Origin of the sequence: Sutterella wadsworthensis (assembly GCF_003315195.1) — a bacterium.
Taxonomy (GTDB): domain Bacteria; phylum Pseudomonadota; class Gammaproteobacteria; order Burkholderiales; family Burkholderiaceae_F; genus Sutterella; species Sutterella wadsworthensis.
This window is the reverse complement of the sequence record NZ_QNRV01000006.1, coordinates 49148-61025: the sequence shown is the minus strand read 5'-3', so window position 1 is coordinate 61025 and position 11878 is coordinate 49148. Positions and strand designations below refer to the sequence as shown.

General features: G+C 55.5%; 7 protein-coding genes and 1 tRNA gene. All 8 read left to right on the top strand.

Going from position 1 to position 11878, the window contains the following annotated elements:
- Nucleotides 1-63 precede the first annotated feature (63 nt).
- The 8 genes from rpsU (at nt 64) to DES29_RS04490 (ending at nt 11817) form a co-directional block, all read left to right on the top strand.
- A complete protein-coding gene (gene rpsU, locus DES29_RS04520) occupies nt 64-276 on the top strand; it encodes a 30S ribosomal protein S21 (RefSeq protein WP_005431181.1) in 213 nt (70 codons plus the stop codon).
- Between the two features lie 66 nt (nt 277-342).
- The gene (locus tag DES29_RS04515; protein ID WP_038025056.1) at nt 343-789 is read left to right on the top strand and encodes a GatB/YqeY domain-containing protein; all 447 of its coding nucleotides are present in this window, start codon (nt 343-345) and stop codon (nt 787-789) included.
- Between the two features lie 233 nt (nt 790-1022).
- Nucleotides 1023-3623: a DNA primase gene (gene dnaG / locus DES29_RS04510; RefSeq protein ID WP_021994810.1), complete on the top strand. Its 2601-nt coding sequence runs from the start codon at nt 1023-1025 to the stop codon at nt 3621-3623.
- Between the two features lie 57 nt (nt 3624-3680).
- Nucleotides 3681-3953 carry a hypothetical protein gene (locus DES29_RS12345; protein ID WP_021994811.1) on the top strand — a complete coding sequence of 91 codons (273 nt, stop codon included), beginning with the start codon at nt 3681-3683 and terminating at the stop codon, nt 3951-3953.
- 170 nt (nt 3954-4123) lie between these two features.
- Complete coding sequence (gene rpoD / locus DES29_RS04505) at nt 4124-6880, top strand: RNA polymerase sigma factor RpoD (protein ID WP_021995954.1); 2757 nt, start codon at nt 4124-4126, stop codon at nt 6878-6880.
- Between the two features lie 714 nt (nt 6881-7594).
- Nucleotides 7595-9913, top strand: a complete 2319-nt coding sequence (locus tag DES29_RS04500; RefSeq protein ID WP_236578847.1) for a sigma-70 family RNA polymerase sigma factor — start codon at nt 7595-7597, stop codon at nt 9911-9913.
- Nucleotides 9914-10122: 209 nt separating this feature from the next.
- Nucleotides 10123-10199 (top strand) — tRNA-Ile (locus DES29_RS04495).
- A gap of 184 nt (nt 10200-10383) precedes the next feature.
- Nucleotides 10384-11817 carry a DEAD/DEAH box helicase gene (locus DES29_RS04490; protein ID WP_016473781.1) on the top strand — a complete coding sequence of 478 codons (1434 nt, stop codon included), beginning with the start codon at nt 10384-10386 and terminating at the stop codon, nt 11815-11817.
- Nucleotides 11818-11878 lie beyond the last annotated feature (61 nt).

Genomic DNA, 11878 nt, shown 5'->3' with positions numbered 1-11878 from the left:
CCCCGGAACCAGACGCAGCTCAAGATTTTCATACATTTCCGGGTCATCACAACTAGGTGTCGAATGCCTACTATCCGCGTTAAAGAGAACGAACCCTTCGAAGTCGCCCTGCGCCGCTTTAAGCGCACCATCGAAAAGTCCGGCCTGCTGACCGAACTCCGTGCGCGCGAATTCTATGAAAAGCCCACCGCAGAACGTAAGCGCAAGAAGGCTGCCGCGGTCAAGCGCCATTACAAGCGCCTGCGCAGCATGATGCTCCCGAAGAAGCTCTACTAATCGCTTCTTCCTCGCCCAGCAGAAGTTTTCTGTTGGTGCTTAACTCCTAGATATCGCTCAAGGATGGTGATGATTAAAGAGAGAATCCGCGAAGATATGAAGGCCGCCATGCGTGCGCATGATGCCGACCGTCTGAGCACGATTCGTCTCCTTCTTGCCGCAGTGAAGCAGCGAGAAATCGATGAAAAGATCGAGGCGACGGATGCGCAGGTCACGGAAGTGATTGCCAAGATGGTCAAGCAGCGCCGCGACTCGATCCAGCAGTATCGTGCGGGCGGCCGTGAAGACCTCGCTCAAAAAGAGCAGGCTGAAATTGATGTGCTTTCGGGATATCTCCCCAAGCAGCTTTCCGATGAGGAAATCGGGGCAATCATCGACGAAGCTATTGCTCAGTCTGGTCTTTCCGGCATGGCCGCAATGGGCAAGGTGATGGGAGCCGTCAAGGCTAAGGTTGCAGGTCGCGCCGATCTCGGCAAGGTCTCTGCACTGGTCAAGGCTCGCCTGACTGCCTAAGTCCAAAGCGTCCCAAAAGGCCGCGCAGCCGAAGACGGAGATTCATCGACCTCTGTCGTCGGCGGCACATATCGGACTGTCTGCGGGCAGTCAAAAGAGGGGCCCTGGTTAAACCCAGGGCTTTTCTTTTATCTTTGGATGAAGTGGGATATCTTGTTGCATCGGAGCTGTGACAATGCGCTCCTGATCAGCAAGTCTGATTTTCTCGACATCTTCTTTACTGTTAAATTTTCATGATTCCTGAGGGCTTCATCTCCAGTCTGCTTGAGCGTGCCGACATCGTTGATGTGATCGGCCGTTATGTGACCCTCAAGAAGAGCGGACGCAATTTCATGGCGTGCTGTCCGTTTCACAAAGAAAAGACGCCGTCCTTTTCCGTCAGTCCCTCCAAGCAGATCTTTAAGTGCTTCGGCTGCGGCAAAGCAGGCAATGCCATCGGTTTTTTGATGGACATTGAACACCTCGAGTTCCCCGAGGCTGTTCGTCGTTTGGCCGATATCTACGGCATGCAGGTGCCGGAAGACAACTCGCCGCACCGTCAGGAGGAGCGTGCCCGCGCAAAGACGCTCGGCGAATACATGAAAGAGGCGGCGGACTTCTACAGCGAAACACTGAAGGCAACGCCGCGTGCGATTGACTATTTAAAGCAGCGCGAGATTACGGGTGAAACGGCATTGCGTTTCGGTCTGGGTTTCTCTCCGGATGGCTGGCACGGTCTGCAGGCGATCTTCCCCGGCGAAAAATATCTCGCTAAAGAGCTGCTTGAAGTAGGGTTGGTGCTCGAAAAGAACGGTTCGCGCTACGACGCCTTCCGCGGCCGCATTATGTTTCCGATTCGCTCGCCCAAGGGGCTGGTCATCGGATTCGGTGCACGCACGATGAAGGGTGACGAGCAGCCGAAGTATCTGAACAGCCCAGAAACGCCTATTTACCACAAAGGCAGCGAACTCTACGGTCTTTATGAAGGCCGAAGCGCTGTCATTGACCGTGCCCGGGCGATTGTCTGCGAGGGCTATATGGATGTCATCCAGCTCTCACAGGCGGGCTTTCGCGAAGCCGTCGCGGCGCTCGGTACCTCCATTACGCCCGAACACGTCAAGAAGCTTTTCAAACTGACGGATACGGTTTATTTCTCATTTGACGGGGACTCCGCCGGCCGAAAGGCGGCTCGGCGTGCGCTCGAGGCCGCGCTTCCAGTGATTCAGGATGGACAGGCTGCGCGCTTTGTACTGCTTCCGCCCGAACACGATCCCGACAGTCTTATTAAGGCAGAGGGCGCTGAGGGTTATGAACGTGAAATCGAAAAGGCGCTGCCGCTGACGGAGTTTTTGAAAAGCCTTCTCATTGAAGGAAAGTCGCTCACCTATGCTGAAGAACGCGTAAAACTCACAGCGGAAGCTAAACCGCTGATCCTTTCGATGAAGCAGGCGCCAGTCTTAAGACTGGCTTTGATGCGTGAGATTGCCAGATTGGCTCGACTGCAGCTCGAAGACCTTGAACGCGAGTGGAATACTGGCGCGCCGGAACGAACTGTGCTTCCGCCTATGGATATCAGCACGGACTTTGGCCCGGCCGGACAGCGTTGGAACAGCGGACCAACGGCCGCAGGCCGCTTCAGCCGTTGGGGCGGAGCCGGCAGTTATGGCCGCGGCTGGCAGCCTCGGCGGCAGTCTTATTTTGAGCCCCGCGTTCGTGCTAAAGATGTCCGAGAACGCATGCTGCAGTGTTTCCTTGCCTATCCGGCCCTTCTCTCGGATTTCACGCCGCAAATTGAAGATGAATTCGTGACGAGCGAAAGCGCATCCTCGCAGTATATTGTCGAAGTTTGGCGTGCAGCCGCGCACGAGGACGGTTCGGTAACGAATACGGCTGCGCTGCTGGCTTGCTTGGAAAAATCCCCCAACTATGATCACTATGCGAGGCTGCTTGCAGAAGAAATGACCATCGAGACGCCGCAGGAGGCGGCTCGGCTGGAATTGAAGCGCGGCTTTCTGGAGCTCGAACTCGATCAGGTGAAAGATCGGCTTCTGAAACTCTCCGAAGAACCTGCCACAGCAGATACGCTTGCCAAAATGAAGCCGCTCGCGAAGCGAAGCCGAGACATTGAAGCATTGATTTCAGAAGCGGCCGAAGAGGAAAAGGACTGGCGCCGCCGAGCAGAAGAGCAGTCCCGTACGGCTGCTTTTGCGCAGTCGGAAAAGGGGCGTGCAGATGTGGCCTATTCCAATAATCCTAAGGTGCGTGCGCTTCAGGAGCATTTATTCGGCAAGGCAGCAATGGATGAAGCAGCCAAAACTGCTTTGAGTGTGCGGGAGCCGACGGCTGCCCAGACCTCTGTCGCGGCTGTTGCCGCGAGAAATGGCGCCTCAGCCACCCATCCGCCCAGATCTGCCGGTAAGTCTGAAAACACTCAGGTCTCTTCAACGCAAACCAGTGCTGTTGCTGCACGGGCCGCCCGTGTCTTTGGGAGTTTCGGGGCTCCTCCGCCTTCTGGCGGAGCGTTGGGAGTGCATCCTCTGAATGCGGGCGTTTCTGCTCCGGCGGCTGCGGTTCCTGTGCAGTCAGCTCGTTCTCGACGTGATGAAATCGCCGCGGCTCTGACGGCACAGGCAGAAAAACGAACAGGACGCACGCTCCAGACAAATGACGAATTCATGAGTGAAGAGTCTTCGTCGGGCCCCATGCCGGAGCCTCCCAAAGGACTTACGGATCTGCCTTCAGACGCTGAACTTGCAGGTTGGTCTGACGATTGGAGCGCAGCGGAAGAAGCCCAAGCAGAACCGCAGATTCCTGCGGACATGCCGCCGAGCGGGTTGGGACGAAAAGCGCGATAAAAACGAGTTGTGCCGTTTATTGGTGAAATCCCTTATATTTCATAAGGGGTTGTCGTGATGAATGCCAATACAGCGCATTATGGCAACGTGTTGCAATTGGAAACACAAAAAAGACTTGCATATCTTGCAATCTTGGGGTTATCTCAAAGATTTGTTCGCGGCATTTTCCACCCCGTGTGGCATTATTTGATATTGATCTCTCCGCTTTGCAGTGGTTCTGCTTCAGGTCCCCTTATTGAGAAGGCTTGTCAACCCCGACTCAATCCTAAGGATATTGGCAGTATTTGTTTGCAAGCGGCGCTTTTTTTACTTTCCTTTAATGCAGAGTGACTTGAGCGCTGGAGAGCAGATCGCATCGGTGTTCCGTGCAGGATGGACGGAATGCTCCAGCTGACGGCTGAATGGCGGCAGACCCACGTGATGTCTGCGGCGGTTCGGCAGGGGCGGCCGGCGGCCGAAGAGAGCTTTCGGGTGCTGGGCCCCCCTCGGGAGAGACGCACATGGCGGTGGCTAAGAAAGCGAAGAAAGACGGCGTGGAAGTCAAAATAGAAACTTCCAATGATGCGCAGAAAGATAAGAAGCACTCGAAGCGCAAAACAAAGACAGCGACCCTCGAGACTTCCGGTCTTACGCTTTCTATCGAATCCGTAGAACCTGAAAAAACGTCCAAGAAGGCCGTAAAGGCAAAGAAAGTCAAAGGCGAAAAAACGCCTAAAACCGCTGAACTTCAGGCTGTGCCTGAAGAGAGTCCTGCAGCTGCGGCCGAACCCGTCAAGCCGACTCGTCTGCGCAAATCAGCCAAGAAGGTCGTTGCCAAGGCGGATGCGGATGATTTGAATACGCCGGAATACCCAGCTGGCGATGAGAAGGCCAAGCCTGTCCGGAAGACTCGCGCGGCGAAAAAAACGGAGCCTTCGGAAGAGACCCTGCCTGCGGCGGAAGCGTCTGCAGCTGCTGAGGGGAAAAAAGCGGTCAGAGCACGCAAGGTCAAAACGGTGAAAGCCAAAGCTCCGGCCGAAGAACTTTCAGCAGAGCAGGCTGAGGCGGCGCCAGTCAAGACGCCCAAATCGAAAGCGGCCAAACCTAAGGCGGCCAAGAGCACCGCGAAGAGCAAAGGACGCAAAAAATCAGCAAAGCCTGTCGACGCTGACAGCGAAGACTTCGATTTTGATGACGACGGCGGAGAAGACATCGCTGGCGTCATTGATGATGAGGATGCCGACTATGAAGACATCCCCGAACTCGATGAGGTCGAAGACATCGAGGCGGTTGAAGATGTCGGGGATGAGACTGACGAAGACGGCGCTGCGGATGCAGAGGCTGCGCCTTCTGAGGCTGAGCCCGAAGCGGCGCCAAAAAAGACGCGCCGCTCCAAGAAGTCGCGCGCTGCGCGTGACAAGGCGCTCATGGAAGCTATGAAGCATGGCTACGGGGCGGCTGAAGAGTCTACGGAAGACCGCCGCTCCAAACTCATCAAGCTGATCAGCTTGGGCAAGGAGCGCGGCTACGTCACCTACAGCGAAATCAATGACAACATCCCCAACACGCTGCTTGACGAAGATGCCATCGAGACGATTGTCAACATTCTTGGCAATCTCAACATCGCGGTGCACGAAGTGGCTCCCGATGAGGAGCAGCTGCTCATTCAGGGCGGTGCTGAGGGGGTTAGTGATGAAGACGCCGAAGCGGAAGCCGAGGCTGCCCTTTCGACGGTAGAAAGTGAATTCGGCCGTACGACCGATCCCGTGCGTATTTACATGCGTGAGATGGGATCCGTAGAGCTTCTTTCGCGTCAGGATGAAATTGAGATCAGCAAACGCATCGAAGACGGCCTCAAGCACATGGTTCTCGCCATTGCTCGGTGCCCAGTAACGGTGCACGAAATCCTTGAAAGTGCTGAACGCATCCGGTCCGGTGAAACGCCCATTGATGAGGTGGTTGACGGCATCGTCACGCCCGATGATCAGAAAAACGTCGTTGGCGCCGTGGAGGATGAGACAGACATGGGCGCTTCCGCTATGACGGTGGGGCAGCTCGAAGATTTAAAGGAAAAGAGCCTTGCGGTGTTTGACCGCGTGGAAGCTCATTTCCGTTCGCTCGTTGAAACCTTTGACGGCAAGGGGCCGCATGCGCCTGAACTGGAGGGGCTCAAGGATCAGATTCAGCGCGAACTCATGGAGATTCGCTTTACTGCCAAAACGGCCGATCGGCTCTGTGAGTCGCTTCGCCGCACGATAGGCATTGTCCGCGGCAGCGAACGTACGGTTTATGACGAATACGTCCGACACCTCCATCTGCCCCGCGAATGGTTCCTCGCCAACTTCATTTCCAATGCCACCCGCATCGGCTGGGTCGATGAGGTGGCGGCAGCCTATCCCGACAAGGCGCAGGTCATTCTTCATATGCGGGCGACGGTTGAAGAAGAGCAGCGCCGTTTGGCACAGCTCGAACGCGAATCCCATATGACGGTAGCGGAGCTGCTCGACACCTATAAGCAGATGGCCACGGGCGAGTCCAAAGCGCGCAATGCCAAGCGCGAGATGACAGAAGCCAATCTGCGTCTGGTGATCTCCATTGCTAAGAAGTACACCAACCGCGGGCTGCAGTTCCTGGATTTGATTCAGGAAGGAAATGTGGGCCTCATGAAAGCGGTTGACAAGTTCGAATATCGCCGCGGCTATAAGTTTTCCACTTATGCCACGTGGTGGATTCGTCAGGCGATCACGCGAAGCATTGCCGACCAGGCCCGCACGATTCGTATTCCGGTGCATATGATCGAAACGATCAACCGCATGAACCGCATTACGCGTCAGGAGCTTCAGGAAACCGGTGTGGAACCTGACAGCCGGCGGCTTGCTGAATTGATGGAGATGCCCGAAGACAAGATCCTCAAAATCATGAAGATTGCCAAAGAGCCGATATCGATGGAAACGCCGATCGGCGACGATGACGATTCTCATTTGGGCGATTTTCTGGAGGATACTCAGACGGTGGCGCCGGCCGAGGCGGTGCAGAATGCTTCGTTGTCGGACACGGTCAAGCAAGTGCTCGACAGTCTTTCTCCTCGTGAAGCGAAGGTGCTGCGCATGCGCTTTGGCATTGAAATGCAGTCCGATCATACGCTCGAAGAGGTGGGCAAGCAGTTTGACGTTACGCGAGAACGTATTCGTCAGATTGAAACAAAGGCACTGCGCAAGCTTCGCCATCCTTCACGTGCCGACAAACTGAAGAGTTTCCTTGACGAAACAGACAATTGATTGCGAAATGCTGTGTCTACAAAGGTCTCATCCAATCATGGATGATTGGGTGAGGCCGTTTGGGCTGTCCGCCTAAAAAGTGCTGTACTGAATGCGCGCATACGCCTAGGTAAACCGCGCAGGCGGCACAGCCATTTGTCATAGCACAAGCGCTTATTTCCAACGAACTTCGCTGAAAATTTGGGAAATTTTTTCGGCGTAAAAGGTTGAAAAGATATGCTGTTTAGCGTATCCTACATCCCTTTTTCGCCGCATCGTCCGGATTCGATTTCCCTTCGAAGCCTGGAATTTCAAGCGGCCTGCTGCTCGCTCGAATAAATATTAGGGCTGCCTAGCGCACGAAGCTGCGCTGGGAGCATCAACGCGGAATGAATTCTCCGCCTCGAAGCAGACAGGCTGCATTGATTTCCAATGGGCTCCAAGGGTTCAGTTGGATTTAAACGTGCGGCGCCGGACCCGGAAGGATCCCTCAACAAGAAGCCGGACCGCTTTCAATCAGCAAGAGGCTCGAAGCGGTGCCGGAGCATTCGCAGCTGCTCGTTCCCTAACGAAGATCGAGTAGCTGCGGTCTCCTGTGCGCAGCTTTTCAAGCGTTTGGCACGGAGAATCTTGGAGAGGGTTTCTTACGGCTGTGAATTCAAGAATTATGCCCGACGCGTTCGAACGGCGGACTCTCTTGGGAGAGCCGTTGAGATGAATGCTGCGGAGTGCACAATGGCCAAGACGACAAAGAAGACGACGGAAGATACGGAAGCCGCTGCCGAACTCACGACTGCGGACACCAAGAAGGTGAAGTCCGAACCAGCCGATACGGCCGAGAAAAAACCAGCTCGAACGAAGCGGGTGAAGAAAGCGGAAGGGGATGGTGCGCTTGATGAAGCGCCGGCCAAACCTAAGCGCACGCGTAAGAGTAAAGCAGAAAAGACTGCTGAAGGTGCCGATGGCGCTGAAGCGGCGGCCAAACCTAAAAAACCTCGTAAAACGGCAGCCTCTAAGTCCAAGAAGGTCAAGGCGGCCGAAGAAGTGCCGTTTGATACGGATGCTGATGATGTTGATGACGAGGTCGACGGCGAGCTTTCGAGCGATGCTGTTCTCGCCGATGACGATGACGGAATGGTCGACGAGGAGGTTGCCGAACTCGATGCCTGGCAGCCTGAAGGCGAGGATGCTGAGAATATTGACGCTGCCGATGGGTCTGAGGATTCCGATGAGGATGATCAGGACGCCGACAACCGCACGCCGCGCAACGGCTACGGTGAACTCGTGCGTCTGGGGCGTTCCCGCGGCTGGGTGACGCTTGCAGACATCAACGATTATCTGCCCGAAAGCGCACTTCGTACTTCGGAAAATCTTCAGGAAGTAACCGAACAGCTCGGCCGTCTGGGTATTCAGGTTTTTGAGGCCCCGCCGGATGAGGATGACATCCTCATCAACGGCATGGGCGGCGACAACAGCGATGACATTGACGAAGATGACGCCGCTGTGATGCTGACGCCCGAAGAGTCTGTCGGTCTTTCAAAGGATCCGTTGCGTGCCTATCTGCGCGGCGTCGGTTCGCATAAGCTGCTCACACGTGCCGGAGAAATCGAAGTTGCCAAGTCGATTGAACAATTCACGATCAAGCTTGTGGCAACTATCGTGGAGTACCCGATCGCAGTGGAAGAAATCCTGCGGCTTGGAGAGGCGCTTAAAGACGAGAACACCGCGGTAGATACCGTCGTGGACGGCTTTAATGATGCCGCTGCTGAGGAAAATGCCAACTCATCCGCTGATGAGATTGCTACCGACATTGGCGCAGCAGCCATGACGGTGGATCAGCTCGCGGAAATGCGCGCCCGCGTGCTTTCACTTTTTGAGCTCGCCCGCAAATCGCTCGACCGTGTGCGTGAAACCTATGGCGATCCAAAGCGAGAGAAGGAATACCGCAAGGCGCTTGCTGACATGTCGGCAGCTTTGTCGCCGATCCGCTTTTCCGTGAAGCTCGTTACTCAAATGACGGATCACATCAGCCAGCATATGGATGAAGTGAACAATACGCTCAAGAAGATGCGCGCGACCTTGGCTAACCAATGCCGCATGCCGCAAGTGCAGGTTGTAGAGCTTCTCAAGAGCGACGGCGTCACTGATCCCGAGTGCTTTGAAAAAATATCGGCTGCCGGCAAGCCCTGGTCGGATGCAGTGAGTCATTCGATGGCGGTGCTCAAGGAAGAGCAGGCGGTGCTGATCAGCGCAGAACGAGAAGGCTTGCTCAAACATTCTGAGCAGCGTGAGCTCGGCCGTGCGATGAAGCTTGCGCAAACGAACCTCATGCAGGCCAAGGCAAAGATGATTGAGGCTAATCTGCGCCTCGTAATCTCTATTGCCAAGGGTTACGTCAATCGTGGTCTTGCCATGACGGACCTGATTCAGGAAGGCAACTTGGGTCTCATGAAGGCGGTCGACAAGTTCGAATACCGCCGCGGCTACAAGTTCTCAACCTATGCGACTTGGTGGGTTCGTCAATCGGTTACCCGTGCGGTGGCGGATTTCGGCAACACTATTCGCATTCCTGTGCATATGACGGAGTCCTACAACAAGCTGCGCCGTCAGAAGCAGAAGTTCCTGCAGCAGCACGGTCGTCAGCCGACTGAGCAGGAGCTCGCAGAGCTCGCGGATCTGCCGCTTCAGAAAGTAAATTTGCTCACGCAGGCGATGCGCGGAGTGGAATCCATTGACGCCCCGATCGGTGACGAGGAAGATGCGACTAAGCTCGACTTCGTTCGCGGCAATGAGCGCGACGATCCGGGTGTGGCCTTTCAGGACCGCTCAATGATCGACTGTATTCAAAAGTCGCTCAATGAACTCAATCCGCGTGAAGCTCAGGTGTTGCGTTTACGCTATGGCATCGGTACGAATCAGGATCACACGCTCGAGGAAGTGGGCCGTACGCTCGGTCTCACACGCGAACGAGTGCGCCAGATTGAGTCTGCTGCCATCCGCAAACTCCGCACGCCGGACTTTACGGAACGTCTGCGTGACTATCTCCAGAGCTGAGATAACTTCATCTAATACGATGTTATTTCTGTTAAATCTCAGGTGATACGAAGACCTCCGACAGGCATGCCTGCGGAGGTCTTAAATTTTGCTTGGTTCCAATCTCGCATCAACCAAGTATGGCAGCAAATGCTGCAGACATTCGTTTGTAGCGGCAGCTGATGAACTGCTCAATAATCAGCTACAATCGTCATCTTTCTAAGACATGGGGGCCTGTAGCCAAGTTGGTTAAGGCACCGGACTCATAATCCGGCTATCCTGGGTTCAAGCCCCAGCGGGCCTACCATTCAATTCATTCGCGGACGACGACTGCAGCAACGATCGTCCGTCGACGCTTCTTGTTCCGAGCGCGGGAGACCTTCAGCGTCCCGCTCCGGACGCTTCGACGTGTTGTGTTGAAGCCTGTTCCGAGTGTGGCCGCTATTTTGCGGCTTCGCCGTCCCCGCGTTCTCTCTGCCCAAGATATTCGGATGTCTTCTTTCGATCAGTTCGGTCTCGATCCCCGCATTCTTTCTGCCATTGAGCGTATGGGCTACACCCAGCCAACGCCGATTCAGGAAAAAGCTATTCCTGTGGTGCTCATGGGAGGCGATGTGATGGGCGCGGCACAGACCGGGACAGGGAAGACAGCAGGCTATGGACTGCCGCTCATTGCGCGCATTCTGCCCAAGGCGAATACTTCGATGTCGCCGGCTCGCCATCCGGTTCGGGCACTCATTCTGGCTCCCACGCGCGAACTTGCGGATCAGGTTTCCGACAATCTCGTTAAATACTGTGCCGATACGCCGTTGCGCGCCGGCGTGGTTTATGGGGGCGTCGATATTCGGCCGCAGGCCGATATGCTCCGGCGCGGCGTGGAGATCCTCACGGCAACGCCGGGTCGGCTGCTCGACCATGTGCAGCAGCGCTCGGTCAATTTGTCTCAGGTCGAAATTGTGGTGCTTGACGAAGCTGACCGCATGCTTGACATGGGGTTCCTGCCCGATATTTCCCGCATTCTGCAGCTTTTGCCCCAGCATCGACAGAGTCTTCTCTTTTCTGCGACTTTTTCGCCTGAGATTAAAAAGCTCGCCAAGAGCTTCCTCAAGGACAACCCGACAGTAATCGAAGTTGCCCGCGAAAATTCCACTGCTGAGACGGTGACGCAGGAGCTTTTTGCCGTCAATGACCGCGAAAAGACAGATGTGCTCATCGATATGCTTAAGACGCGCGGTCCGGAAGGGACGCCGCTCACGCAGGTGCTCGTTTTCGTCAATGCCAAGATTACCTGTCGTCGTCTTGCACGCACGCTTGAGCGCGTCGGCATCAATGCTGACGCCATTCACGGTGACAAAACGCAGGAAGAACGTCAGGTGGCGCTCGAGGGCTTCAAGAACGGTGCAATCCATGTGCTCGTCGCAACCGATGTTGCCGCCCGAGGTCTTGACATTAAGGAGCTTCCTTTCGTTATCAATTACGACGTTCCTTACAGCGCAGAAGATTACGTTCACCGCATCGGCCGCACTGGCCGTGCCGGCGCAAAAGGTGTGGCAACAATGCTTGCTACGCCTGAAGACAAACGTCTCGTTGAAGCGATTGAGGCTTTGACAAAACAGACCTTTAAGCCGATTTCGATTTCGCCGATGCCGCGTACGCGCCGAGGCTCAGGTGCACCCTATCGCCGTGACGACCGCTCGTCCTATGCTGAACGTGTCGATACGCCTGAGGATGAACGTCTTGCGCGTGAACGCGCTCGTGCGTACATGCCGCCTGCGCAGCGTCATCGTGACCCCATTTTCGATATGCCGTATCTGGAAAATCCGCGGGCGACCTCGTCGGCGCAGAAGGCCGATGCGCCGGTCTTTCTTGAGCGGCAAGAAAAGCGTCGTCCGGTTGCGGCGCTGCTGGGCGGCCGCGGTCGTTAAGGTTCATCTATCTTCAGAGGAAACACAAAGCGGTACGGCGATGTTCGGCCGCTTTTTTGTT